General features: G+C 72.9%; 23 protein-coding genes. 20 read left to right on the top strand and 3 right to left on the bottom strand.

Annotated features, from left to right (window positions below; all coding sequences use genetic code 11):
* Positions 1 to 683: HNH endonuclease signature motif containing protein (locus IEX22_RS10385; protein ID WP_188668327.1), on the top strand; the 683-nt coding region annotated here is incomplete at its 5' end.
* A gap of 238 nt (positions 684 to 921) precedes the next feature.
* Here IEX22_RS10385 and IEX22_RS10380 read toward each other — a convergent pair.
* Positions 922 to 1,596: a GntR family transcriptional regulator gene (locus IEX22_RS10380; RefSeq protein ID WP_229659941.1), complete on the bottom strand. Its 675-nt coding sequence runs from the start codon at positions 1,594 to 1,596 to the stop codon at positions 922 to 924.
* A gap of 181 nt (positions 1,597 to 1,777) precedes the next feature.
* Between IEX22_RS10380 and glyA the strand changes: the two genes are divergently transcribed.
* Genes glyA through IEX22_RS10350 form a run of 6 tightly spaced genes read left to right on the top strand, consistent with a single transcriptional unit; the run spans position 1,778 to position 9,747 of the window.
* Positions 1,778 to 3,118 carry a serine hydroxymethyltransferase gene (glyA, locus tag IEX22_RS10375; RefSeq protein WP_188668325.1) on the top strand — a complete coding sequence of 447 codons (1,341 nt, stop codon included), beginning with the start codon at positions 1,778 to 1,780 and terminating at the stop codon, positions 3,116 to 3,118.
* On the top strand, positions 3,115 to 4,335 hold the full coding sequence (locus IEX22_RS10370; RefSeq protein ID WP_188668324.1) for a sarcosine oxidase subunit beta family protein: 1,221 nt from the start codon (positions 3,115 to 3,117) through the stop codon (positions 4,333 to 4,335). Before glyA ends, IEX22_RS10370 begins: the two co-directional genes overlap by 4 nt.
* A gap of 10 nt (positions 4,336 to 4,345) precedes the next feature.
* Entirely contained in the window at positions 4,346 to 4,753 is a 408-nt protein-coding gene (locus tag IEX22_RS10365; protein ID WP_188668323.1) for a sarcosine oxidase subunit delta, read from the top strand.
* A 3-nt stretch (positions 4,754 to 4,756) separates the two neighbouring features.
* Positions 4,757 to 7,702 carry a 2Fe-2S iron-sulfur cluster-binding protein gene (locus IEX22_RS10360; protein ID WP_188668322.1) on the top strand — a complete coding sequence of 982 codons (2,946 nt, stop codon included), beginning with the start codon at positions 4,757 to 4,759 and terminating at the stop codon, positions 7,700 to 7,702.
* A complete protein-coding gene (locus IEX22_RS10355) occupies positions 7,695 to 8,357 on the top strand; it encodes a sarcosine oxidase subunit gamma (RefSeq protein WP_188668321.1) in 663 nt (220 codons plus the stop codon). The genes IEX22_RS10360 and IEX22_RS10355 overlap by 8 nt, the downstream gene beginning before the upstream one ends.
* A gap of 16 nt (positions 8,358 to 8,373) precedes the next feature.
* Positions 8,374 to 9,747, top strand: coding sequence for an L-serine ammonia-lyase (locus tag IEX22_RS10350; protein WP_188668320.1), 1,374 nt, complete (start codon positions 8,374 to 8,376; stop codon positions 9,745 to 9,747).
* A 124-nt stretch (positions 9,748 to 9,871) separates the two neighbouring features.
* Here IEX22_RS10350 and IEX22_RS10345 read toward each other — a convergent pair whose 3' ends face one another.
* The gene (locus tag IEX22_RS10345) at positions 9,872 to 10,276 is read right to left on the bottom strand and encodes a hypothetical protein (RefSeq protein ID WP_188668319.1); all 405 of its coding nucleotides are present in this window, start codon (positions 10,274 to 10,276) and stop codon (positions 9,872 to 9,874) included.
* A gap of 233 nt (positions 10,277 to 10,509) precedes the next feature.
* Between IEX22_RS10345 and IEX22_RS10340 the strand changes: the two genes are divergently transcribed.
* The 9 genes from IEX22_RS10340 (at position 10,510) to IEX22_RS10300 (ending at position 19,947) form a co-directional block, all read left to right on the top strand.
* Positions 10,510 to 11,523, top strand: coding sequence for a LacI family DNA-binding transcriptional regulator (locus IEX22_RS10340; protein WP_188668318.1), 1,014 nt, complete (start codon positions 10,510 to 10,512; stop codon positions 11,521 to 11,523).
* Between the two features lie 34 nt (positions 11,524 to 11,557).
* Entirely contained in the window at positions 11,558 to 12,865 is a 1,308-nt protein-coding gene (locus IEX22_RS10335) for an extracellular solute-binding protein (protein WP_188668317.1), read from the top strand.
* 2 nt (positions 12,866 to 12,867) lie between these two features.
* Positions 12,868 to 13,806, top strand: coding sequence for a carbohydrate ABC transporter permease (locus tag IEX22_RS10330; protein ID WP_188668316.1), 939 nt, complete (start codon positions 12,868 to 12,870; stop codon positions 13,804 to 13,806).
* A gap of 170 nt (positions 13,807 to 13,976) precedes the next feature.
* Positions 13,977 to 14,732 carry a carbohydrate ABC transporter permease gene (locus tag IEX22_RS10325; RefSeq protein ID WP_188668339.1) on the top strand — a complete coding sequence of 252 codons (756 nt, stop codon included), beginning with the start codon at positions 13,977 to 13,979 and terminating at the stop codon, positions 14,730 to 14,732.
* 4 nt (positions 14,733 to 14,736) lie between these two features.
* Positions 14,737 to 15,849, top strand: a complete 1,113-nt coding sequence (locus IEX22_RS10320; protein ID WP_188668315.1) for a glycoside hydrolase family 130 protein — start codon at positions 14,737 to 14,739, stop codon at positions 15,847 to 15,849.
* Between the two features lie 4 nt (positions 15,850 to 15,853).
* A complete protein-coding gene (locus IEX22_RS10315) occupies positions 15,854 to 17,908 on the top strand; it encodes a hypothetical protein (protein ID WP_188668314.1) in 2,055 nt (684 codons plus the stop codon).
* Positions 17,909 to 18,102: 194 nt separating this feature from the next.
* Entirely contained in the window at positions 18,103 to 18,669 is a 567-nt protein-coding gene (locus IEX22_RS10310) for a KwaA family protein (protein ID WP_188668313.1), read from the top strand.
* Positions 18,666 to 19,667 carry a Kiwa anti-phage protein KwaB-like domain-containing protein gene (locus IEX22_RS10305; RefSeq protein WP_188668312.1) on the top strand — a complete coding sequence of 334 codons (1,002 nt, stop codon included), beginning with the start codon at positions 18,666 to 18,668 and terminating at the stop codon, positions 19,665 to 19,667. Before IEX22_RS10310 ends, IEX22_RS10305 begins: the two co-directional genes overlap by 4 nt.
* A gap of 61 nt (positions 19,668 to 19,728) precedes the next feature.
* On the top strand, positions 19,729 to 19,947 hold the full coding sequence (locus IEX22_RS10300) for a hypothetical protein (protein ID WP_188668311.1): 219 nt from the start codon (positions 19,729 to 19,731) through the stop codon (positions 19,945 to 19,947).
* A gap of 50 nt (positions 19,948 to 19,997) precedes the next feature.
* On the opposite strand, the gene IEX22_RS10295 is transcribed toward IEX22_RS10300, so the two are convergent.
* Positions 19,998 to 21,233 (bottom strand): glycosyltransferase family 4 protein, encoded by a 1,236-nt coding sequence (locus IEX22_RS10295; RefSeq protein WP_188668310.1) that lies wholly within the window; start codon positions 21,231 to 21,233, stop codon positions 19,998 to 20,000.
* Between the two features lie 125 nt (positions 21,234 to 21,358).
* Here IEX22_RS10295 and IEX22_RS10290 point away from each other — a divergent pair, with 125 nt between their 5' ends.
* The 4 genes from IEX22_RS10290 (at position 21,359) to uidB (ending at position 26,051) form a co-directional block, all read left to right on the top strand.
* Positions 21,359 to 22,690 carry a cell division protein PerM gene (locus tag IEX22_RS10290; RefSeq protein WP_229659940.1) on the top strand — a complete coding sequence of 444 codons (1,332 nt, stop codon included), beginning with the start codon at positions 21,359 to 21,361 and terminating at the stop codon, positions 22,688 to 22,690.
* Positions 22,691 to 22,730: 40 nt separating this feature from the next.
* Positions 22,731 to 23,348 carry a phosphoribosylglycinamide formyltransferase gene (gene purN, locus IEX22_RS10285; protein WP_188668309.1) on the top strand — a complete coding sequence of 206 codons (618 nt, stop codon included), beginning with the start codon at positions 22,731 to 22,733 and terminating at the stop codon, positions 23,346 to 23,348.
* 8 nt (positions 23,349 to 23,356) lie between these two features.
* Entirely contained in the window at positions 23,357 to 24,406 is a 1,050-nt protein-coding gene (locus tag IEX22_RS10280; RefSeq protein WP_229659939.1) for a LacI family DNA-binding transcriptional regulator, read from the top strand.
* Positions 24,407 to 24,578: 172 nt separating this feature from the next.
* Positions 24,579 to 26,051, top strand: a complete 1,473-nt coding sequence (gene uidB / locus IEX22_RS10275; RefSeq protein WP_188668308.1) for a glucuronide transporter — start codon at positions 24,579 to 24,581, stop codon at positions 26,049 to 26,051.
* Positions 26,052 to 26,112 lie beyond the last annotated feature (61 nt).

Genomic DNA, 26,112 nt, shown 5'->3' with positions numbered 1-26,112 from the left:
CGGCAGCGACCCTGCTCGGTGGCGATGAGCCGGGCTGGCTCGGGGAGTTCGGTCCGATTCCGGCGGTCGACGCGCGTGAGCTGGCGTCGCGGGCGACGTCGTTCCTGCTCGCGGTTGTTGCCGACCGCGGCGACCCGCCGCCCGAGGGCACCGATCGCCCGCCCGAGGGCACCGATCGACCGCCCGACGGCACCGACCCGCCGCCCGACGGCACGGCTCGCCCGCCCGGCGAGGTGGGCCCGCCCCCGGGTCGGACAGGCCGAACGAGTGAGAGGGATTGCCGCGCGGGTGAGGAGCCGGCGTGGGTGGTGCCGGTCGCGTTGACGACGGGGTTGTCATACCGGTTGCCGGCGGCGTTGCGGCGGGCGTTGGTGGTGCGGGACGGGACGTGCCGGTTCCCGGGGTGCCGCCGGTCGGCGATGGCGTCGGATGTCGACCACGTGAGGGCGTGGGTCGACGCAGGCACGACCGTGCCGGAGAATCTGGCGCACCTGTGCCGGAAGCATCACGTGCTCAAGCACCATTCGGGGTGGTCGGTCACGACGGGAAGCGGCGGCGAGGCGGACGAGCGGGGGAGCGCGGCGCGCGGCGTGAGCGACGACGGCCGGGCCAGCAGCCGACTGCGATGGACCTCGCCCGCCGGCCGAGCCTACGTCACCGACCCCGAACCCCCGCCCTTCTGAGTCAGGTCTCGCCGCGCTCGGCCGGACGAGCCGACCCCGATCGACACCGCCGGCCGCGCCATCCGCCGGTCCGGCGATCACGGACCGGTGACCTGGCTGGGCTCCGGCCGAGTGCCTCGGCGGCGGGCCGGACCACCGGCCGCGCCATCCGCCTGTCCCGGCGATCACGGAGTCCCACGACGAGCCGGGTCAGGCCGACGGCCGCCGGACGGGTGGGCCCGGAAGGGGCGAGACGCCCTCAGAGCACCGCGCGGATCGAGGCCTCGAAGTGTTCGACGTGCTCCCCTGCGAGCGTGCTCGCCCGCTCGGCGTCCCCGTCCGCGATGGCCTCCAGCAGTCCCACGTGCTCCCGGATGTGGTCGGCCACCGAGGGCATCCGGTGCAGCACCAGGCACCAGATCCGCGTCACCAGGTTGTCCAGCCGGACCAGCGTCTCCTCCAGGTGGGGATTGTCGGATGCCCGGTAGATCAGCCGGTGCACGTCCACGTCGTACTCCATCAACGCCCGGTTGTCCGTGTCCTCTCCGCTCATCGACCTGATCTGGCGGGCCTTGTCCCGCAGCTCCTCCCGCTGCTCCTCGGTGGCGCCCACCGCCGCGCGCTGCGCCGCCAAGGGCTCCAGCACCCGGCGCATCTCCGAGATCGCCGCCAGATCCGTGATGTCCACCCGGGTCGCGAAGGTGCCCCGCCGGGGATAGGAGACCACCAGGTGATCCGTCTCCAGGTTCTTCAGGCTCTCCCGCACCGGCGTGCGCCCGATGCCGAGCTCCGCGGCCAGCGCCGCCTCGTTGATCGCCGCCCCCGGGGGGATGTCCAGCATGATCAGCCGCTTGCGCAGCACGTGGTAGGCCTGGTCGGCCAACGAGGCATAGGGCGCCGCCTCGATCGCTGACGCTGCTGCGGTGACGCTCACGGGCGTCTCCTCCCTGCCGTCGGACCCTGCGGTGGGGGCCCGGGTGATCCCTGCTGACGATGGTGCTGCGTGTGTGACACGACGACGGTTGACGCCGCCGATGTGATCCAGCATACTATCCGTACACGCTTGATATATCAGTTACCGACAAGACCTCCCTCCCCGTCCGTCAGGAGACTCCATGACCTCGCTCTCCGCTCCGGCCGGCGTTCCCGTCAGCGACGCCGCCAGCGTTCTCGACGACGACCTCGCGACCCTCGACCCCGAGGTGGCCGCCGCCATCGACGCCGAGCTGGTCCGCCAGCAGTCCACCCTCGAGATGATCGCCTCCGAGAACTTCGCCCCGACCGCGGTGATGGCCGCCCAGGGTTCGGTGCTGACCAACAAGTACGCCGAGGGCTACCCGGGCCGCCGCTACTACGGCGGCTGCGAGAACGTCGACGTGATCGAGAACCTCGCCATCGACCGGCTCAAGTCCCTCTTCGACGTCGGCTTCGTCAACGTCCAGCCCCACTCCGGGGCCCAGGCCAACGCCTCCGCGATGCACGCCCTGATCCAGCCCGGCGACACCATCCTCGGCCTGAACCTGGCCCACGGCGGCCACCTCACCCACGGCATGAAGCTGAACTACTCGGGCAAGCTCTACAACGTCGTCGCCTACGGCGTGGACGAGCAGACCCACCTCGTCGACATGGACCAGGTCGCCGCGCAGGCCCGGGAGCACCGCCCCGCCCTGATCATCGCCGGTTGGTCCGCCTACCCGCGCCAGCTCGACTTCGCCCGCTTCCGCGAGATCGCCGACGAGGTCGGCGCCTACCTGATGGTGGACATGGCCCACTTCGCCGGCCTCGTCGCCGCGGGGCTGCACCCCTCGCCGGTGCCCCACGCCCACGTCGTCACCTCGACCACTCACAAGACCCTCGGCGGCCCCCGCGGTGGTGTGATCATGACCGACGACGCCGCCATCGCCAAGAAGGTCAACAGCGCGGTCTTCCCCGGCCAGCAGGGCGGCCCCCTCGAGCACGTGATCGCCGCCAAGGCCGTCGCCTTCAAGGTGGCCGCCGGAGAGCAGTTCGCGGACCGCCAGCGCCGCACCCTGGCGGGCGCCTCGATCCTCGCCGAGCGCCTGACCGCCGACGACGTCGCCGCCCGCGGCATCACCATCCTCACCGGCGGCACCGACGTCCACCTCGTGCTGGTCGACCTGCGGGACTCCGACCTGGACGGCCAGCAGGGGGAGGACCTGCTCCACTCCATCGGCATCACCGTCAACCGGAACGCCGTGCCCTTCGACCCGCGGCCCCCGATGGTCTCCTCGGGCCTGAGGATCGGCACTCCCGCCCTGGCCAGCCGCGGCTTCGACGCCGAGGCCTTCACCGAGGTCGCCGACATCATCGCCGCCGCCCTCACCGGGGACGGCAGCGAGGACGCCCTCGCCCCGCTGCGCGAGCGGGTCAGCGCCCTGGCCGACCGTTTCCCGCTGTACCCTGCCCTGCCGCTGCTCTCGAAAGGCGACCGATGAGCGTCCGTGAACTGCCGGAGCACCCGGCCCACCTCTGGGACAACCCGGAGCCGAAGTCCGGCTACGACGTCGTCATCGTCGGCGGCGGCGGGCACGGCCTGGCGACCGCCTACTACCTCGCGAAGAATCACGGCATCACCAACGTCGCGGTGCTCGAGCGGGGCTGGCTGGCCGGCGGCAACATGGCCCGGAACACCACGATCATCCGCTCCAACTACCTCTGGGACGAGAGCGCGGGCATCTACGAGCACGCCCTCAAGCTCTGGGAGGGCCTGGAGGAGGAGCTGGACTACAACATCTTCTTCAGCCAGCGCGGCGTGATGAACCTGGCCCACACCCTGCAGGACGTGCGGGACAGCGTCCGGCGCGTCGAGGCGAACAAGCTCAACGGGGTCGACGCCGAGTGGATCGACCCGCAGCAGGTCAAGGACCTGTGCCCGATCATCAACATCGACGACGACATCCGCTACCCGGTGATGGGTGCGACCTACCAGCCCCGCGCCGGCATCGCCAAGCACGACTGGGTGGCCTGGGCCTACGCCCGCCGGGCCTCCGAGCTGGGTGTCGACATCATCCAGAACTGCGAGGTGACCGGCTTCATCAAGGACGGCGAGCGCGTCGTCGGTGTCGAGACCACCCGCGGCCGGATCAACGCCGGCTCCGTGGGCCTGGCCGCCGCCGGGCATTCCAGCGTCCTCGCCGAGCTCGCCGGGTTCCGGCTGCCCATCCAGTCCCACCCCCTGCAGGCGCTGGTCTCCGAGCTGCACGAGCTGGTCCACCCCACCGTGGTGATGTCCAATCACGTGCACGTGTACGTGTCCCAGGCCCACAAGGGCGAACTGGTGATGGGCGCCGGCGTCGACCCCTACAACGGTTACGGCCAGCGCGGCTCCTTCCATGTGATCGAGCACCAGATGGCCGCCGCGGTCGAGCTGTTCCCGATCTTCGCCCGCGCCCACCTGCTCCGTACCTGGGGCGGCATCGTGGACGTCACGCTCGACGCCTCCCCGATCGTCAGCACCACCCCGGTCGAGAACATGTACGTCAACTGCGGCTGGGGCACCGGCGGGTTCAAGGCGGTCCCGGCCGCCGGGACGACCTTCGCCCACACCATCGCCACCGGTGAGGCGCACCCGCTGAACGCCCCCTTCGCGCTGGAGCGTTTCGTCTCCGGCGCCCTGATCGACGAGCACGGCGCCGCCGCCGTCGCCCACTGAGGAGACCGACATGCTGATCATCGACTGCCCCTGGTGCGGTCCGCGGCAGGAGACCGAGTTCGGGTACGGGGGTCAGGCCCACGTGGCCTACCCCGAGGACCCCTACGCGCTCGACGACGCCGCCTGGGCCGAGTACCTCTTCTACCGGGACAACCCCAAGGGGATCTACGCGGAGCGCTGGGTGCACTCGGTCGGCTGCCGCCGCTGGTTCAACGCCCTGCGTGACACCCACACCTACGACATCATGGCCGTCTACCGGATGGGCGAGCCCCGGCCGGACGTCACGAGCCCGCACGGCCCCCGCGATTCCGAACTCGTCCAGTCCACCGTCGTGCCCGGCACGCCGAACGGCGCGTCGGACCAGGCACCGGGCGCCGCGCCGGACGCCGCCACCTCGACCGAACGAACGGGGAAGTAGACCATGAGCACCCCTGCATCGCCGTCCCACCGCCTCGACCGCGGCGGCCGGATCGACCGGGACACCACCCTGACCTTCACCGTCGACGGCACGACGTACACGGGCCACCCCGGGGACACCGTCGCCTCGGCGCTGGTCGCCGCCGGTGCCCTGCGCGTCGGGGACTCCATCTACAAGCGGCGTCCCCGCGGCATCGTGGCCGCTGGCGTCGACGAGCCGAACGCCCTGATCCGGGTGCGGGGCGACGTCAACGAGTCCATGCTGCAGGCCACCGCGGTCGAACTGACCGACGGACTGGAGGTCGACCTCCTCGACGGCATCGGCATCCTGGATCCCCGCGAGGACACCGCCCGCTACGACAAGAAGCACGTGCACGCCGACGTCGTCGTGATCGGCACCGGCCCCGCCGGCCTCGCCGCCGCGCGCGCCGCCGCCGCCACCGGGGCCCGGGTCATCGTCGCCGACCAGGACGCACGGCTCGGCGGGTCCCTGCTCTCCCAGCCGCGCACCACGGTCGAGGGCACCCCCGCCCCCGCCTGGGCCGACGACGTCGTGGCCGAGCTGGTCCAGCAGCCCGAGACGACCCTGCTGCCGCGCACCGTCGTCTTCGGCAGCTACGACAACAACTACCTGCTCGCCCTGCAGACGGTCACCCCGGGGCCGACCCGTTCCGCCGACGCGGACGGCTCCGCCACCCCGCGGCAGCGCCTCTGGCACATCACCGCGAAGCAGGTGGTGCTCGCCACCGGCGCCATGGAGCGGCCGCTGATCTTCGCGAACAACGACCGGCCGGGCGTCATGCTCGCCTCCGCCGTGCGGTCCTACGTGGGCCGCTGGGCGGCCCTCCCGGGCCGCCGGGTCGCGGTCTTCACCACCAACGACAGCGCCTACGACACCGTCGACGACCTGCTCGCCGCCGGCGTCGAGGTCGCCACCGTGGTCGACGCCCGCACCGAGGCAAGCGAGCGCGCCGTCGCAGCGGTCGCCGCCGGGGTGGACGTGCGGATCGGCTCCGCGGTGGTCGACACCACCGCCGCCGAGGACGGCGCCCGCCTCGCCACGGTGACCGTGCGCGGCCTCGCCGAGGACGGCACCCTGACCGGGGACGCGGAGACGATCGCCACCGACGTGCTCGCCGTCTCCGGCGGCTGGACCCCCACCGTCCACCTCCACAGCCAGCGATTGGGCCGGCTGACCTGGCGGGACGACATCGCCGGTTTCGTGCCGACGGTCGCCGTGCCCCACCAGCACCTCGCCGGCGCGCTGAACGGCACCTACGACACGGCCCACGCCGTGGCCGAGGGTGCCGCCGCCGGCGCCGCCGCGGCCACCGCCGCCGGCTTCGCGCCGAGCGCCGCCGGGGACCGGGAGCACACCGTCCCGGGCGACGCCGAGCGCTTCGCCGCAGCCGGCCCCGTGCGGCAGGTGTGGGTCGTGCCGGGTCAGGACCCCGACGCCGAACTGGTCGACCACGTCGTCGACCTGCAGCGGGACAACACCGTGCGCGACGTGCTGCGCGCGACGGGCGCCGGGATGCGCTCGGTCGAGCACGTCAAGCGGTACACGTCGATCAGCACCGCCGCGGACCAGGGCAAGACCAGCGGCGTCAACACGATCGGCGTCATCGCGGACGCGTTGAAGGCCGAGCTCGGCGGCGACGGCCACGCCCCCACCGTCGGCGAGATCGGCACCACCACCTACCGGGCGCCGTTCACCCCGGTCGCCTTCGCCGCCCTGGCGGGGCGCGGCCGCGGGGACCTCTACGACCCGGCCCGGGTGACCTCCGTCCACCCGTGGCACGTGGCCCACGGCGCGCGGTTCGAAGACGTCGGGCAGTGGAAGCGGCCCTGGTACTACCCGCGGGACGGGGAGGACATGGAGGCCGCGGTCGCCCGCGAGTGCCGGGCCGCCCGCACCGGCGTCGGTTTCCAGGACGCCAGCACGCTCGGCAAGATCGAGATCCGCGGCGCCGACGCCGGGGAGTTCCTCAACCGCGTCTACACCAACGGCTTCGCCAAGCTCAAGCCCGGGATGGCCCGCTACGGCATCATGTGCCGGCCGGACGGCATGGTGTTCGACGACGGGGTGACCCTGCGCCTGTCGGAGGACCGGTTCGTCATGACCACCACGACCGGCGGTGCCGCCAAGGTGCTGGACTGGCTCGAGGAGTGGTCCCAGACCGAGTGGCCGGAGCTGGACGTCACCTTCACCTCCGTCACCGAGCAGTGGAGCACGGTGGCCGTCGTCGGGCCGAGGTCACGCGAGGTCATCGCGAAGCTCGCGCCCGAGCTGGACGTCTCGGCGGAGGCGTTCCCGTTCATGGCGTTCCGCGAGACCACCCTGGCCTCCGGCCTGTGGGCACGGATCTGCCGCATCTCCTTCTCCGGGGAGCTCGCCTTCGAGGTCAACGTGCCCAGCTGGTACGGGCTGGCCGTGTGGGAGCAGGTCGCCGAGGCCGGTGCCGAGTTCGGCATCACGCCCTACGGCACCGAGACCATGCACGTGCTGCGCGCCGAGAAGGGCTTCCCGATCGTCGGGCAGGACACCGACGGCACCGTCACCCCGCAGGACCTCGGGATGGACTGGATCATCTCGAAGTTCAAGGACTTCATCGGCAAGCGCTCCTACAGCCGGCTGCACAACGCCGACGTGGACCGCAAGCAGATGGTCTCCGTCCTGCCGGTGGACCGGTCGACCCTGCTGCCCGAGGGCACCCAGCTGATCGAGCCGGGCACCCCGACGGACGTGTTCCCCGTCCCGATGGTCGGGCACGTGACGTCGAGTTACCGCAGCCAGACGCTGGAGCGGCCGTTCGGCCTGGCCCTGGTCAAGGGCGGTCGCGAGCGCATCGGCACCCGGCTGTTCGCGCCGGTCGGTGCGGAATTGATCGAGGTGGAGGTCGGCGACACCGTGGTGTACGACCCCGAAGGAGCACGGAGGGATGGCTGAGATGAGCACGATGGCAGCGGCCGGCACGGCCGGAACGAGCACGGGATCCAGCACGGACGCCGGCACGCGGTTTCGCCGCAGCCCCGGCGGTCACCTGGCCGAGGCCGTGACCGCCGGGTCCGGGACCGCGGTCCGCCTCCGGGAGATCCCGTTCCAGACCATGGTCGCTCTCCGGGTGGAGCCGGGCACGGACGCGGCGGCGCGGGTGGAGGCGGCCCTCGGGTTGCCCTTGCCGGCGGCCTGCGGCGACGTCACGGGCAGCACCGAGGGCACCGGCGCCGCGGTGCTGTGGCTCGGCCCGGACGAGTTCCTCGTCGTCGGTCCCGAGGACGCGCTGCCCGCCCCCGCCGACCTGGTCGGCCGGCTGGCCGACGCGCTCGGCGACGTCCGGGGGCAGGCCGTCGACGTCTCCGCCAACCGGACCACCCTCGAGCTGGCCGGGACGGCGGCGCGGGAGGTGCTGGAGAAGTCGGTGACGTTCGATCTGCACCCCCGGGCGCTGCCCGCCGGCCGGGCCTACGCGACGCTGCTGGGCCCGGTGCAGGTGGTGCTGTGGAAGACTCGGGAGGAGCCGGAGTTCCGGATCCTGCCCCGCGGCTCGTTCACCGAGTACACCGTCGCCCTGCTGCTGGACTCCATGGCTGAATTCCACTGAGAAAGGCTCTGTCCCCATGGCTCTGAGTGCCCTCGACCTGTTCTCGATCGGCATCGGCCCGTCGTCCTCGCACACCGTCGGGCCGATGCGCGCCGCCCGCCGGTTCGTCGCCGGACTGGCGGAGACGGGCCGGCTGACCGACGTCGACCGGCTCTTCGTCCAGCTGTTCGGCTCCCTCGGCGCCACCGGCCACGGCCACGGCTCGCCCAAGGCCGTGATCCTCGGCCTGGAGGGCGAGGACCCGGAGACGGTCGACACCGGCGGCGCCGACCGACGCGTCCTGCGGATCAAGCAGGACCGGCGGCTCACCCTGGCCGGCAGCCACGCCATCGGCTTCGACCCGGACGAGGACCTCATCATGCACCGGCGCAAGTCGCTGCCGGCGCACCCGAACGGGATGACGTTCGCCGCGTACGACGCCGCCGGGGAGACCATCGTCGAGCGGACCTACTACTCGGTGGGCGGGGGGTTCGTCGTCGACGAGCAGGCCGCCGGCGCGGACCGGATCGTCGAGGACGAGACCCCGCTGCCCTACCCGTTCACCACGGGGGAGCGGCTGCTGGAGATCTGCGAGCGGGAGGGCCTGTCCATCGCCGAGGTGATGCTCGCCAACGAGCTGTCCTGGCGCACGGAGGAGGAGCTGCGCGCGGAGCTGCTGAAGATCTGGGCGGTCATGCGCGAATGCGTCGCCAACGGCTGCGCGCAGGAGGGGGTGCTGCCGGGCGGACTGAAGGTGAACCGCCGGGCGCCGCGCCTCTTCGCGGAGCTGAGCGCGCAGACCGACGAGTCCGATCCCCTCCGCGCCATGGACTGGGTGAACCTGTTCGCGCTCGCCGTCAACGAGGAGAACGCCTCGGGCGGGCGGATCGTCACCGCCCCGACGAACGGGGCGGCCGGCATCATCCCGGCGGTGCTGCACTACTACGACACGTTCATCCCGGGCGCCGACGAGGACGGGGTCATCACCTTCCTGCTCACCGCCGCAGCCATCGGCATCCTCTACAAGGAGAACGCCTCGATCTCCGGCGCCGAGGTCGGCTGCCAGGGCGAGGTCGGCTCCGCATGCTCGATGGCGGCCGGCGCCCTGTGCGCGGTGATCGGCGGGACCCCCCGGCAGGTGGAGAACGCCGCCGAGATCGGGATGGAGCACAACCTGGGGCTGACCTGCGACCCGGTGGGTGGGCTCGTGCAGATCCCCTGCATCGAGCGCAACGCCATCGCGTCGGTCAAGGCGATCAACGCGGCCCGGATGGCGCGCCAGGGCGACGGCACCCACAAGGTGTCCCTCGACAAGGTGATCAAGACGATGCGGGACACCGGCCGCGACATGAAGGTCAAGTACAAGGAGACCAGTCGCGGCGGCCTGGCCGTGAACGTCATCGAGTGCTGAGGCGCGCACCCGCGTGCTGAATGCGCCGCACGCCGAGGGACGCGTCGTCCTGCGCGGTCAGCGCACCGTGGTTCTGCGCTGACCCACGTCAGCGCCGGTGCCCGACCGCGCAGGCGCGCGGCGGTCAGCGCTTGCTGCCGCCGATGAGCAGCGAGGCCGCGATGCCGGCCATCCACACGTCCTTGGCGACGGCAGTGCCCTGCTGCGTCGGCCGGATGCCGTCGGGCTGGGTCATGCCCTCGGTGCGGAAGTACATGGTCAGCATGCCGGCTGAGAAGAGGCCGAGGGCCAGGCCCGCCAGGCGCGCCGGGACCGCGGGGAACAGCAGGGCGGAGCCCACGGCCATCTCGGAGTAGCTGATGAACTTGCCGAAGGTCTCCGGCTTCATGTCCTTGAACTCGGGGATGGCGTTGGCCGCCATGCTCTGCAGCCCCGCGGCGGAGCCGCCGTCGAGGTCCTTCTTCGCGATGCCCGAGTTCAGGATGAACGCACCGGTCACCAGCCGCAGCGGAATGTTACTCAGTTTCATGGACGTCTCCCGGCTCTCGATCTGAAGGTGGCTCGTCGATCAGCGACGGGGCCCTCGGGCCCGTCCCCAGCATAACGATGCACGTCCGCCCGGGCTTCCCGCCCGCAGGGAGGTCGCCCGACTCTTGACACGGGCGACGCTGAACCGGTTAAGTGACCGATATCACTCGACCGGGGGACCGGCCGGGGCGACCGACGGGGGCGGCCGAGCGGATTCGGCAGCGAAGGACGCGCATGGGCGTGACCATCTCCGACGTCGCGCGAGCGGCGGGAGTGAGCAAGGGCGCGGTGTCCTACGCGCTCAACGACCGGCCCGGGGTGAGCGAGCAGACCCGGCGCCGCATCCTCGCCCACGCCCGCGACCTGGGCTTCCGTCCCAACGCCCAAGCGCGGTCCCTCTCCTCCGCGCGGGCGTTCGCGGTCGGCCTGGTGATCGCGCGCGATCCTGGCCTGCTCGGCTCCGACCCGTTCTTCCCCGGCTTCATCGCCGGCCTGGAGACCGTGCTCTCCGACGAGGACGTCACCCTCGTTTTGACCGTGGTCACCCGGCCCGGGGCGGAGGAGCGTGCCTATCGGCGTCTCGCCGAGGGCTCGCGGGTGGACGGCTTCGTGCTGAGCGACCTGCGGTGTGCGGACAGCCGGATCGCCCTGCTGCAGCGGACGGGGCTGCCCGTGGTCACCCTGAACCGGCCCGACGCCCCCTCCCCGTTCCCCGCCGTCGTCGTCGACGACACCGCCGGCGTCCGGGACGCGGTGGAGCACCTGATCGGGCTCGGTCACCGGCGCGTCGGCCACGTCGCGGGGCCGTCCGAACTGATCCACGGCCGCAGCCGGTGGCGGGCGTGGCGCGACACGATGGCCGCGCACGGCCTGGCCACCGACCTCGTGGCCGAGACCGATTTCGGCGCCGCCCGTGGGGTCGAGGCCACCCTGGAGCTGCTCGGCCGGCCGGACCCGCCCACCGCGCTGGTCTACGCCAACGACGTGATGGCCGTCGCCGGCATGTCCGCCATCGCCGCCACCGGGCGCACGGTGCCCGGCGACATCTCCGTCGTCGGCTACGACGACGCGCCCATCGCGGCCCACCTGCACCCCGGACTGACGACGGTCACCACCTCGCCCGTGCACTGGGGCGAGCTCACCGCCCGCCTGCTGCTGCGGTGCGTCGAGAACGGGCCCCGGCAGGCCGACACCATCATGACGCCGCCGTCCCTCGTCGTCCGGGGGACCACGGCACCACCCGCGTGACCACCATCCATCCACGAGCGAACGAGGAGAAACCATGCAGGCAACGAGCAGAGCACTGTTCACCCGGCTGGGGGCGGGGCTGGCCGCCACCGGACTGGTCGTCGCCCTCGCCGGCTGCGGCGGCAGCGGCGGGGACCAGGGCGGTGGCGGTGGCGACACCGCCGCGAAGGGACCCATCACCGTCTGGTACTCGAACAACGCGGCGGAGGTGAAGTGGGGCAAACAGATGGTCGCCGCCTGGAACGCCGCCCACGCCGACCAGAAGATCACCGCCCAGGAGATCCCGGCGGGCAAGAGCTCCGAGGAGGTCATCGGCGCCGCCATCACCGCCGGCAACGCGCCCTGCATCGTGCTGAACACGGCGCCCGTCGCGGTGCCGCAGTTCCAGCAGCAGGGCGGCCTGGTGGCCGTCGACTCGTTCCCCGACGGCGCCCAGTACATCAAGGACCGCACGGGCGACCTCGCCGGCCAGTACACGTCGTCGGACGGCAAGTTCTACCAGATCCCCTGGAAGTCCAACCCCGTCGTGATCTTCTACAACAAGGAGATCTTCGCCAAGGCCGGGCTGGATCCGGACAAGCCGGCGCTCTCCACCCGCGACGAGCTGCTGGACACCTCCCGCAAACTGGTGAAGTCCGGGGCCGTCAAGACGGCGCTGTGGCCGTCGCCCGCGAGTGACTTCTTCCAGTCCTGGTTCGACTTCTACCCCTTCTACGCCGCCGCGACCGACGGCAAGCAGCTCGTGGAGGACGGCAAGGCCACCTTCGACTCGACCGAGGGCAAGGACGTCGCCACCTTCTGGAAGACCATGTACAGCGAGGGGCTGTCCTCCAAGGAGGCCTACAAGGGCGACTCCTTCGCCGACGGCAAGGCGGCGATGGCGCTCGCGGGGCCCTGGGCGATCGACTTCTACGGCAGCAAGGTGAAGTGGGACACCGCTCCGGTGCCCGCGTCGACGGCGAAGGACGCCACCTTCACGTTCTCGGACGCGAAGAACATGGCCATCTACAGCGCCTGCAAGAATCCCGGCACCGCCTGGGACGTGGTCAAGTTCGCCACCAGCAAGGAGCAGGACGGCAAGCTGCTCGAGATGACCGGGCAGATGCCGATGCGCGCCTCGCTGACCACCGACTACGCCGACTACTTCTCTCAGCATCCCGCGTACCGGCAGTTCGCCGACGAGGCGACCCGCACCGTCGAGGTGCCCAACGTGGGCAGCTCCGTGGAGATCTGGCAGACGTTCCGCGACGCCTGGAGCAAGTCCGTCATCTTCGGCAACCAGGGCGTCGACGACGCCTTCAAGGGCGCCGCCGACAAGATCAACACCCTCGCCGGCAGCTGACCATGAGCACCGCGACCGTCGCGGAGCGCACCGCCGGGCGGCGCCCCGGCCGGCGGACGGCTCACCCCGTCCGCCGGCAGGTGGCCGGCTGGCTGTTCAGCGCCCCCTACGTCCTCTACCTGCTGGCCGTGTTCGCCTACCCGCTCGGGTATGCCGTCTACATCTCCTTCCACAAGTTCTTCTTCACCGCACCGGGTGTCTCCGTGCCCCGGCCGTTCGTGGGGCTGCAGAACTACGCCACGGTGCTCGCCGACCCCGTGGTGCTGCGTTCCTTCGCCAACATCGGCGTCTTCCTGGTGATCAACGTGCCGCTGACCGTGGTGCTCTCCCTGGTGCTCGCCAACGCCCTGAACCGGGTGACCCGGCTGCGCACGTTCTTCCGGGTCAGCTACTACGTGCCGTACGTGACCGCCTCCGTCGCCGTCGTCGGCGTGTGGCTCTTCCTGTTCCAGCAGGACGGCCTGGTCAACCACCTGCTGGGCCCGCTGGCCCCGAACCCCAGCTGGCTGGTCAACTCGTGGCTGGCGATGCCGACGGTCGCGCTCTACGTGACGTGGAAGCAGCTGGGCTTCTTCATCCTGCTCTACCTCGCCGCCCTGCAGAACATCCCCGAGGAGCTGTACGAGTCCGCGGCGGTGGACGGGGCATCCCGCTGGCGCCAGTTCTGGAACGTGACCATTCCCGGCGTGCGCCCGGCCACCTTCCTCGTCACCCTGCTGGCGACCATCACCGGCGCCAACCTGTTCACCGAGCCCTACCTGCTCACCGGGGGCGGCGGGCCCGACGGCGCCTCCTCGTCCCCGGTGTTCCTGATGTACCAGAAAGGCATCCTGCAGCAGCGGCCCGACGTCGCCGCCGCCCTCGGCGTCGTGCTGGTGATCGGCGTGCTGATCATCTCGCTCATCCAGCGGCGCTTCCTCGGACGGGAGGAGGACCAGTGAGCGTCCAGCAGCGGGCCACCGCGTCCGCGTCCGCACCGGACCCGATCCCCGGGGGTGCCCCCCCGGCGGCCCGCGGCCGCGCCGGCCGGAAGCGCTCCGGCGGTCCCCGGGCCGGCAGCCTCGTGCTGCTCGTGCTCGGCGCCGTCGTGTTCCTGTTCCCGTTCTTCTCGATGGTGGTCGGCTCGCTGCAGGCCGAGCCGGACACGTCGATCACCGGGATCGTCCCGCAGCCCTCCAACATCACCGGCGACAACTACGCGCGCATCAACGACTCGATCGACCTGCTGCGCGGCGTCACCAACTCGGGCATCTTCACCGGCGGGGTGATCCTGTGCACGGTGGTGTTCGGGGTGCTGGCCGGGTACGCGCTCGCGCTGATCCGGTTCCGGGGCCGCGGCCTCGTGTTCGCCATGATGCTGCTGGTGCAGATGATCCCGTTCCAGCTGCTGCTGATCCCGCTGTACGTGATGATCGTGCGGGACTACCGGCTGGGCGACAGCTACCTCGGCATGATCGCGCCCTTCGCGATCAACTCGACGGCGGTATTCGTCTTCCGGCAGTACTTCCTGCAGCTGCCCGCGTCCCTGTTCGAGGCGGCGCGCATGGACGGGGCGGGGGAACTGCGGATCCTGTGGACCATCGCCCTGCCGATGGTGCGCCCGGCCCTGGTCACCGCCGTGCTGCTCACGTTCATCGGCCCCTGGAACGAGTTCCTCTGGCCGTTCCTGGTGACGAAGGACGCGGCCATGCAGCCGCTGGCGGTGTCCCTGGCCAACTACATCTCCAACGTGTCCGGCTCCGTCGCCAACCCCTACGGGGCGATCCTCGCGGGGGCCTGCGTGCTCGCCGCGCCCGCCATCGCCCTGTTCGTCGTGTTCCAGCGCTACTTCGTCTCGACCGACATCGGCTCGAGCGTGAAGGGATGACGCCATGACCACCGACGCGGCCCATGCGCGGACCGTGCCCTACACGCTGACCCGGTGCGGCATCGTGATGACGCCGGAGCCGGGCAACGCGCTGGAGGCGGAGGGTGTGCTCAACCCCGCCAGCGGCCGCGACCCCGACGGCGGGCTCTACCTGCTGCCCCGGCTCGTCGCCACCGGCAACGTCTCCCGGGTGGGGCTGGCCGCGGTCGAACTGACCGACGGCGTGCCCACCGGGGTGCGCCGGGAGGGCGTGGTGCTCGCGCCCGACGCGGGCTTCGAACGGGGCGTCGCCAACGCCGGCACCGAGGACCCGCGCACCACCTGGATCGAGGCGCTCGGGCGGCACGTGATGACCTACGTGGCGTACGGCCCGCTCGGCCCCCGGCTGGCCCTGGCCGTCTCCACCGACCTGCGGCACTGGGACCGGCTCGGCCCGCTGCTGCTGGACTGGGTGCCGGAGCTGGATACCGACCTGAACCTGTTCCCCAACAAGGACGCCGTGTTCTTCCCCGAGCCGGTGCCCGCGCCCGACGGCGTCGCGTCCTTCGCGTTGCTGCACCGGCCGATGTGGGACCTCGGCTGGATCCGCGACGGGGAGGGGGAGCACCTGCCCGCCGGCGTCACCGACCCCCGGCCCGGCATCTGGATCTCCTACGTGCCGGTGGCCGACGTGCAGCGGGACCTGCGCCACCTCGTCCGGCTGGGCCAGCACCGGCTGGTCGCGATGAGCGAGCACCCCTGGGAGAGCCTGAAGATCGGGGCGGGGCCGGCCCCGATCCGGGTGCCGGAGGGCTGGCTGCTGCTGCACCACGGCGTGTCGGGGCACATCAGCGGGTCCGCGTTCACCCCGCAGACGGACGTGCACTACGCGGCCGGAGCGATGATCCTCGACGGGGCCGACCCGTCCCGGGTGCTCGCCCGCACCGCGGAACCGCTGCTCACCCCCGATACCGACGACGAGCGGTCCGGCACCGTGCCGAACGTCGTCTTCCCCACCGCGATCGAGCAGATCGACGGCAGGACCTACGTGTTCTACGGCATGGCCGACGCCCGCATCGGCGTCGCCCGCCTCGACCGCACGGCGCCCGCGCCGGCGGTCCGACGCCCCGAGAGGTGACCCGATGTCCCGTTTCCCGTTCCGTTTCCTCGTTCCCCTCGTCTGCGCGCTCCTGCTGCTGCCGGCCGGGACGGCCACCGCTGCCCCCGCCCCGGTGGCGCCCGGCCTGCCCGCCGCCTCCGGGGGCGGCGCCCTGACCAACCTGGCCCATCTGGACTGGCTGATGGCCGACGTGCCGCTGCGGCCGCTGGCCGGCCACACCACCTGGCGGCTCGCGCAGCAGCCGACCGCGACCGCGCCGTGGACCTACGCCGACCGGAACGCCGACGACGGCACCTTCACCCGGGTCGGCGGCGGCCGGCTGGACCCGGCCACCGGTCATTACACCCAGGGCGCCTTCAACGCCGACGACATCTCCCGCGCCGCCGTCGTCTACGTCCGGGACTGGCGGCAGAACCACCGCACCTCCAGCCGCGACCGGGCCCTGCAACTGTTGCGGGCCCTGACCTACCTGCAGACGAGTTCGGGACCGGACGCCGGCAACGTCGTGCTCTGGCAGCAGGCCGACGGGACGCTGACTCCGAGCGCGGAACCGCACGAGGAGCCCGATCCGTCCGACTCGGCCGAGTCGTACTGGCTGGCCCGCACGGTCTGGGCCCTGGGGGAGGGATACGCCGCGTTCGCCGCGAGCGACCGCCCCTTCGCGTCCTTCCTGCGGGACCGCCTGCACCTCGCCCTCGGCGCCCTGGAGCGGCAGTCCCTGTCCCGCTACGGCACCTGGAACGTGTCCGACGGCGCCCGCGTGCCGGCCTGGCTGATCACCGGCGGCGCGGACGCGACGGCAGAGGCCGTGCTCGGCCTGAGCGCCTACGTGCAGGCGGCGCCGGCCGACGCGCGGGTGCGACGGGACCTGGCCCGCTACAGCGAGGGCATCGCCGCCATGGCCAGCGGCACGGTGGGGCAGTGGCCGTTCGGCGCGATCCTGCCGAGCGTGACGACCCGCAGCCTGTGGCACGCGTGGGGCGGCATGGCCCCGGCCGCGCTCGCCCGCGCCTCCGGCGTGCTGCACCGGCCGGGGCTGCTGGCGCCCGCCGTCGCCGACGGCGCCAGCTTCAGCGCCCAGCTGCTCGCCGCCGGCGGCCCCGACAACGCCTGGAGCCCGGTCCCCGGCGAGGCGCAGATCGCCTACGGCGTCGACTCGCGCATCGCCTCCCTGCTCGACACCGCCGATCGCGGCCGGGCACCGGGGCTCGCGGTGCTCGCCGCCGCGTTCGGGGCCTGGTACTTCGGCGCCAACAAGGCCGGCGTGCCGGTCTACGACCGTGCCACCGGCGCGTGCGTCGACGGCATCGAGACCGACGGCCGGCTCAACCGCAACTGCGGGGCCGAGTCCGTCATCCACACGCAGCTGTCCATGCTCGCCCTCGACGCCCACCCGGCGGTCAGGTCGCTCGCGGTGTCCCTCGGCGGCCCGCACGGCACCGACGGGCTGCGCGTGGTCGAGGCCGAGGCCGGGACGCTCGACGGCGCCGCCGCCGTCGTCACGCCGGACTCCCCATGGACGGGTGAGGCGAACTGGTCCGGTGGCCGCTATGTCCGCCTCGGCGCCGGCTCCTCCGTGAGCATCCCGGTCGGTGCCGCGACGGGCACCGGTGGGGAACGGCGCGTGTACGCGGTCGCGGAGCGACGGGAGACCGCCGCCGGTCGGCTGACCCTGCGAACCGGCACCCGGCTGCTGGGCACGGTCGCCAACGGGGGTGCCGGGGCGCAGGGCGTGAGCGCGGCCCCCGGCATCCTCGCCCCCTGGGCGGTGCCCGGCACGCTGCGGGCCACCGACACCGCGGTCACCGCGACCGCCACCGGTGAGGGCCGGTTGGACGCGCTGCTGCTGCAACCGCTCGTGTCCACCGTGACCCTCAGCGGGCCCACCGGCACCCTGCGCCTCTTCATCAGTGCGGCGGCCGGCTCCCGCACTGCCGCGGTGCCGGGCACCGGGCGCGCGGTGGCGGTGCGGTTCGACGACCACGGCCGGTTCGCGGGCGTCGGCGTCCCGACCCGGACGCGGACGGTGCCCGTGCCGGCCGGCGGCATGACGGCGGTCTGGTCACCGGCCCGCTGACGGCTCCAGCCGGCCGCGCCCCGCGCGCCGGCTCCCTGTTCGGCGCGCCGTCGGCCTTCCCCCGGCCGGCGGCGCGTCGCCGTGGGGCGACGCCGGTGAGTTCTGTCGGTGGCGCGCGGCATGCTGGAGTCGGATCCCGGGGACGGGGTCGCCACGAGGGTGCTGACCGGGGGCCGACGAGGAGGTGACCGTCGATGCGCGAGGCGTTCGTCGGGGGCGGGCTGCTGCTGTCCGCGTTCGGGCCGCTGGCCGCGATCGTGCTCCTGGCCGGATCGCCGCTGCCGGGCCGGTGGTGGAACGTCGCGGGAGCCGTGCTCATGCTCGCCCTCACCGGTCTGGCCGGGGCGGTGCTGCGGGCGGCCCGCGCCAGCCAGGCGGTGCCCCTGCGCAGCGCGGAGGTGAGGCAGCGGGACAGCGAGCTGCTGAGCCTGCTCGGCGCGCAGATGGTGCCGGTCGTGCTGGCCGTGTTCGCCGGGTCGGACCCCGCCCGGCAACTCGCCATGGTGCTGTACCTGCTGATCTTCGCCGTCGTGTACGTCCGGGGCCGGCTGTACTACCTCAACCCCGTCCTCGCCCTGGCCGGCTACCGGATCTGGGAGCTGGAACTGGAGAACGGCGCCGCCGTGCGGTTGCTCAGCCGAGCCGAGTTCCTGCCGCAGCGCGGGGTGGTCCGGGCACACCGGCTCGCCCCCGGCGTCTTCATCGCCGCGCGCCGGGACCGCCCCGGCCACCCGACCATCCCCCAGGAGGACCGACCGTGACCAGCCCCACCGCCACCGACCCCGCCGCCGGTTCCGGTACGGCGCCCGAACTCGCGGGCGCCCGCGATCGGCTCGAGGCGGTGCTGGCGGCGCCGACCCTGAACACCGTGCTGGTGCGCGGCACCCTCACCGAGCCCATGCTCAGCGCCGTCGACTTCACCGCCGGCCTCGCCGCCGACGTGGTGACCGACATCGGCGCCTACCTGCTCGGGCTGCTGGACCGGGAGCTGGTGGCCTACGACCCGTCCTACCGGCCCGGCAGCCACGAGGCCCTCGTCGACGCGCTGGCGAACGCCCCGGCCCTGGCCGCCCTGCACGCACGGGTGCTCACCGACGATCTCCCCCTGGACCGGGGGCGGGAGGAGGACCCGGTCGTGGCGATGGTGCACGTGCTGACCGGCGCGGACGGGGACCGGCTCGCCGTGTACCGGCTCAAGGGCGAGGGCATCGCCACCCGGCGGGTCCGGGGCGTGCGCGCCCTGCTGCCCCGCGACGGCTACTGGGAGCCGGTGCCGGAGGCGCACCTGCTGTACTACTCGCCCCGGTTCGACGCGGCCGTGATCGGGGACCACGTCCTGTTCACCGCCGTGACCACCCTGGCGCAGCAGCTGCAGGCGCCGGACCGGGCGCGGACGATGGCCCGCACCACCTTCGCCACGGCCACCGCCTCCGTCGCGATCGACGGCGCCGACCAGCTGGCCGAGGCGGTCTCGACCGAGCCCGCGATGATCGCGAAGATGGCGCAGCTGGCCCGGTTGCTCGCCGCCGACCCCGCGTACGCCGACGCGCTCACCACCCCGAACCTGGTGGAGTTCATCGACCGGAACCCCCAGTTCGGCGTCACCACCGCGGGCGAGGGGCAGCACCGTCGGCTGGTGTACGAGTCCTCGCCGCAGACCCGGTTCCTCATCGTCAAGCTGCTGGCCGACGACCTGCTCCGCTCGGACCTGACCGACCGCCGCTACGAGGCCGGCACCAAGCACCGGGTGGCGGACTGAGCGGCCACGACGAGCGGCGGGAGGGCAGACGGGGACGCGCCACCGCACTACGCTGGGCACCATGAGCGACACCCAGGAATCAGGCCAGCACCAGTCCGACCCGGATCCGTCGAACATCCCCGGGCACGAGGACGGGGTCGGCATCGGCGCCACGTCCGAGGCGAACACGCAGGAGCCCGAGGACGACCGGGACGCCGCACGTGCCGCCGCGCAGGAGACCGAACGCGAACCCGAGTCCGCCCGGAAGACCGACGCCGGGCCCGACACGCTCGACGACTGACGGCGTCGACCGGTCCCCGCGCGTCGAGCCGACGCGCCGACCGGTCGGTGTCAGCCGCGGCGGGAGCGCAGCAGTGACCGGCCCGCGGCCGGCCGCACCTGCCGGTGCGCCGCCATGGCATCCTCGTAGTGGCCGATCAACTGGTCGCACAGCACCGGCCAGGTGCGCCCCTGCACCGACGCGTGTGCGGCCCGGGCGAAGGCGGCCCGTTTCGCGTCGTCGCCCACGAGGTCGAGCACCCGCTCTCGCATCCCGGTGAGGTCACCGGGCCGGTAGAGCCAGCCGGTGCGGGAGGAGTCCACCAGGTCGAGGGGACCACCCCGCCCGGTCGCGACCACGGGCACCCCGGACGCCATCGCCTCCTGGATCGTCTGGCAGAAGGTCTCGGATTCACCGGGGTGCACGAACACGTCCAGGGACGCCACGATCCGGGCGAGATCCGCACCGGAGCGGAATCCGGCGAACCACGCGCCGGGAAGCTTCTCCCGCAGCGCGTCCTTCAGGGGCCCGGAACCGACGACGACGAGCCGCACGCCGGGGGCGTCCCCGAGCACCGCGAGGTCCTCCACCTGCTTCTCGGCGGCCAGCCGCCCGACGTAGCCCACCAGCCGCTGCCCGTCCGGCGCCAGCTCGGCCCGCAGGGCGTCGTCGCGCCGGCTCGGGCTGAAGCCGGTGGTGTCCACGCCGCGGCGCCACAGGGCCAGCCGGGGCACGCCGTGCTCGAGCAGCTGGTCGTGCGCGAACGTCGACGGGGCCAGCGTCACGGTCGCTGCGCGGTGGATGTCCTGCACCCGCTGCCACAGCCGCGGTTCGAGCCACGGCACCCCGTATCGGGCGGCGTAGGCGGGCACCTCGGTCTGGTACACGGCCGCGGTCGGGATGCCCAGGTGGTTGGCCGCCTGCACCGCACGCCAGCCGAGCACGAACGGGGACGCGAGGTGCACGACGTCGGGCCGGAAGTCGGCCAGCAGGCGGCGCACCCGACCGACCGTCCCCGCGGCCACCCGCACGTTCGGGTAGCCCGCCAGGGCGAACGAGGGCAGCCGGTGCACCGGGAAGCCGTGCACCCGGGCCGGCCCGTCGTCCTCCGTCACCACCGTGGCCAGCGGGGCGGGCAGGAACCCGGCCAGCTGGTCCGGCACGTACGGGGCGACGGTCGACCCCGACGGCGCCACGACGAGCACGTCGTCGCCGCGACGGGCGAGATGCTCCAGCACGTGGAGCAGCGAGTTGGTGACGCCGTTCATGTGAGGCAGGAAGGATTCGGCCACGATCGCGATGCGCACGGTCCCAGCGTCACCGGTCGAGGCGACCGGCCCTCCAGATCGCGGCAACGGGTTCGTGAACGTCCCATGAACCCGGGCGGCGTTGCTGCCCGTCGCGGCCGCCTCACGGTGGGACCATGATGGCGATGAAGATGACACTGGGGCCCCGCGGCCACCGCCACCTCCCGATGCCGCTCTGGCTGCAGGGCGCCGTCGTGTTCCTGCAGGCCGCCCTGCTCAGCGCCGTGATCGTGCTCGTGCCGGTCTTCGCCGCCTGGTTCGCCGGCGGCTTCGCGGACCGCTCGGCCGCCTCCGCCGCCCGACTCGCCGGGCAGGTGTGGCTGCTGCTGCACGGCACCCCGCTCACGGTGGCCACGGGCGGGGACCCGGGTGTCTTCTCCCTGATCCCGCTCGGCGGCACCCTCATCCCGCTGCTGCTCGCCTGGCGCGGCGGCCGCCGCCTCGCGCGGGCCTCCTACACGGACCAGCTCTGGCAGGCCGTGGTCGGCGCGCTCGGCGTCTACGCGCTCGCCGGGATGGGCACCGCGTACATCTGCTCGACGCCGGAGGTCTCGGTGCCGACCCCCCTGGGTGCGCTCGTGCCGCTCGTGCCCGTCACCGTGGGCCTGCTCGGCGGGGTGCGCCGGGAGGCCGGCTCCTGGAGCCGGCTGGTCGGCGTCGACCCGGCCGACGCGGTGGCCCGCAGCAGCCAGCGGATGCGGTGGGCCGGCTCCTATCTGTGGTCGGTGCTGCGGGCGGCCGGTCTCGCCGTGCTGGCCGTGCTGGCCGCCGGTGCCGTCCTGCTGGCCGTCGCCCTCGCGGTGAACTGGGCCGACATCATCACCATCGTCGAGGCGCTGCACCCGGGCTCGGTGGGCGCCGCCGCCCTGACCGTCGGTCAGCTCGCCGTGCTGCCCAACCTGGCCATCTGGACGGCGTCGTACTCCTCCGGTGCCGGTTTCGCGGTCGGCGCCGGCACCACCGTCAGCCCCTTCACCACGGACGTGGGCGCCCTGCCCGCCGTCCCGGTGCTCGGAGCGATCCCCACCACCACCCCCACCTTCGCCCTGCTGACCCTGCTGATCCCGGTGATCGCGGGCATGCTCGCCGGCTGGTGGTTCCTCCGCGAGGCGGAGAACCACTTCGACGACTGGCTCGCCCTGCGGATCAAGCCGCGCTGGATCTCCGCGACCCTCTCCACCCTGGTCCTGGGCGTGGCCGCCGGTGCCGTGGCCGGGCTGCTGATGGGCCTGGCCGCCTGGCTCTCCGGCGGCGGCATCGGCCTGGGCCGGCTCACCGAGCTCGGCCCGCATCTCGGCCTCACCGCCGCCCTGACCGCGGCCGAGGTGGCCGTCGGCGTGGTCCTCGGCTACGTCGTCGGGCCGTGGCTGGAGCGTCAGCCGCCCCTCGAGGAACTCCCCGCGCGCGAGCCCGTCTCGGCCACCGTCGACGTCGACGATCTGCAGCCGACCTCCTGAGCCGCGCCCCGAGCCGGCGTCCGACTCCTAGACTGAGCCCATGCGTCTGCTCGTGATGGTGTCCGGCTCCGGCACGGGACTGCAGTCGGTGCTGGACGCGGTGGCGGCCGGCCGGCTGGACGTCGAGGTCGTCGCCGTGGGCACGGACGTGCCCGGCTGCGGCGGCGTCGCCCGCGCGGAGCGGGCGGGCGTGCCGACCTTCGCGGTGCCGCGGGACCGCTTCGAGGACCGGGCGGCGTGGAACGACGCGCTCGAGGCGGCCATCGCCGCCCACGAGCCCGACCTCGTCCTCTTCGCCGGTTTCATGCGCATCGTCGGCCCCGGCGTCGTGCGCCGGTTCCGCATCGTCAACACCCACCCGGCCCTGCTGCCGGCCTTCCCGGGCGCCCACGGCGTCCGCGACGCGCTGGCCTACGGCGCCAGGGTCACCGGCGTCACCGTGCACGTCGTCGACGACGGGGTGGACACCGGCCCGATCCTCGCCCAGCGCGCCGTCGACATCGCGCCGGGGGAGGACGAGCAGTCACTGCACGCCCGGTTGAAGGACGTCGAGCACCGCCTGCTCGTCGAGGTCCTCGGCGAGCTCGCCGCGGACCTCGACCCCGCGCCCCTCGTGCCCGCCGCGGGCGCGCGGCCCACCGGCGTCGTGCCCCGCTGAGGCCGGCCGTGACCGAGGACGGGCCGCTGCCGGCCGCCGACGGGGCCGCTCCCACGGACCGGGTGACGATCTACGACGTGGCCAGGGCCGCGGGTGTCGCGCCGTCGACCGTGTCCCGGGCGTTCGCCCGGCCCGGCCGGGTCACCGCCGCGACCGCCGAGAAGGTGCGGCGCGCGGCGGAGCAGGTCGGCTACCGGCCGGAGATGACCCAGCGCCGCGGACCCACCGCCCGGCCGCCGGCCCGCACCATCGCCCTGCTCGTCGCCGACATCACCAACCCGGTGTTCATCGACATCATCCGTGGCGCCGAGGAGGCGGTCACCGCCGCCGGCTACACGCTGCTGCTGGCCAACACCCAGGAGTCGGACCGGCTGGAGCGCAGCATCCTGGAACGCGTGCTGGACTCCGTGGACGGCCTGCTGCTGACCAGCTCCCGGATGTCCGACGCCGGCATCCGGCTGATCGCCCGGCAGAAGCCGACGGTGGTGCTCAACCGGTTCGTCACCGGGGTACCCTGCGTCGTCGGGGACGCGACCGGCATCCGGCACGCCGCCGAGCTGTTCGCGGCGGCCGGCCGGTCCCGGGTCGCCTACCTGGCCGGGCCGGAGGCGTCGTGGGCGAACGGCGTGCGCTGGCGTGCGCTCGTCGACGCCGCGCCCGGGCTCGGGCTGCGGCCCCGGCAGCTGGGACCGTTCGCCCCGGACATCGCCGGCGGGGAGGCGGCCGCCGCGGCCTGGCTGGCCCGCCCGACCCCCGCCGTGCTCGCTTACAACGACCTGATGGCCATCGGCTTCCAGCGCGCGGTGCTCGCCGCGGGCGTGCGCGTGCCCGAGGACGTCGCCGTCGTCGGGTTCGACGACTCGATCCTCGCCGGCCTCGTCGTGCCGGCCCTCTCGAGCATCGCCACGCCCCTGGCGCGGATCGGGGCCACCGCCGTTCATCACCTGCTCGCGCTCGAGCGCGGCAGCCATCCCGCGGTGGACCGGCCCGTGCTGCTGCCCACCCGGCTCGTCGAACGGCGCTCGACGCCGGCCCGCCCCGCCGACGCCGCCGGCTGAGGCCGCCGGCACCGGGCCGGAGGCAACTGCTGGAAACTCCTTCAAGCGCGGTGGCGCGAGGCACACGATAGGTGAATCACGCCACGCGCCTGTGTCGCGTGCCCCGGCCTCGTGGCCGTTCAACCCCATCCTTCCGGAGCCGGTCGGCTCCGCCGTGGGCAAAGGAGCCCTCATGAAGCAGTCCAGCGCCGCCGCGCCGGCGGCCCCGGTCGATGCCGCGCACCGCCCGCTGCCCTGGTGGCAGGTCGCCGGTTACGGCGCCGGTGACGCCGCGAACAACGTCGCCTTCACCACCACGACGATGTTCCTGCTCGTCTACTACACGGACGTCGCGGGCATCTCCGCCGCCGCCGCGGGCACCCTGCTGCTGGTGGTGCGCATCTTCGACGCCTTCGCCGACGTCTTCGCCGGCCGCGTGGTCGACGGCGCGAGGGTGACCCGCTGGGGCAAGTTCCGTCCGTTCATCCTGTTCGGCTCCGTCCCGCTGCTGATCCTCGCGTTCCTGTGCTTCCACGTGCCCGCCATCGGGCAGTCCGGGATGCTGATCTACGCGTATCTGACCTACGCGGCACTCGGCCTGGCCTACTCGCTGGTGAACATCCCCTACGGTTCGATGGCCGCGGCGATGACCCAGACCGGCAGCGACCGGGCCAAGCTCGGGGCCGCTCGCGTGGTCGGCGCCACCCTCGTGGGTGCAGGCCTGGGCACCTTCGTGTCCCCGCTGCTCAAGACCGGTGCGGACCTGCAGGGGATCTTCACCACGGTCCTGCTCGTGCTCATGGTGATCGGCTTCGTGCTGTACCTGGTCTGCTTCGCGACCGCCCGCGAGCGGGTGCAGCGCCCGGTGGCCCGCGTCTCGATGCGGGACAGCCTGCGGGCCGTCGGCCAGAACAAGCCGCTGCTCCTGCTGATGGCGTCCTCGCTGCTGTTCCTCAGCGCGTTCCTCGCCCTGAACACCGTGCAGCTCTACTACATCCGCGACGTGCTGCGCTCCCCGGCCCTGTTCCCGGTGCTGTCACTGGCGCAGCTCGTGCTGACCTTCGTGTTCGTCGCCCTGATGCCGATGCTGGTCCGCCGGCTCGGCAAGAAGCGGCTCTACCTGATCTTCGGCGGCTTCGTGGTGCTCGGCGGCCTGATCATCTGGCTGACGCCGAGCTCCGTCCCCGCGCTCGGGTTCACCGGTCTCGTCGTCGCCACCCTCGGGACGCTGGGCAACAACGTCGTCGTCTTCGCCCTGGAGGCGGACACCGTCGAGTACGGGGAGTGGAAGACGGGCGTCCGGTCCGAGGGCTCGATCTACGCGGTGTTCTCGTTCACCCGCAAGTGCGGCCAGGCGATCGGCGGCGGCATCGCCGGCTGGGGTCTCTCCCTCGGCGGGTACGTGGCCGGGTCGGCGACCCAGAGCGACCAGGCGCTCGGCGGCATCCAGACCTCGGCCGGGCTCGTCCCCGCCGTGCTCGCCCTGCTCGCCGTGCTCGTCATGCTCGCCTACCCGTTGACCGAGAAGGTGCACGGCGGGCTGGTCGAGGAGATCCGGATCCGCCGGGAGACCGGGCGCATCCCCGTCGTGCTGGAGCAGGAGCTCGAGCGCGAGACCCACTCCCGGCCGGACCGGCAGACCCCGCCCGACGAGCCGGCCCGATGAGCCGCTGACCGACGCTCGACCACGAGTGTCGCCGGCCCCGGTGTGCGTCCGGGGCCGGCGG

The organism is Tersicoccus solisilvae, assembly GCF_014643255.1.
Taxonomy (GTDB): Bacteria; Actinomycetota; Actinomycetes; order Actinomycetales; family Micrococcaceae; genus Tersicoccus; species Tersicoccus solisilvae.
The sequence above is the reverse complement of the archived record's forward strand: the minus strand, read 5'-3'. Positions and strand labels throughout refer to the sequence as shown.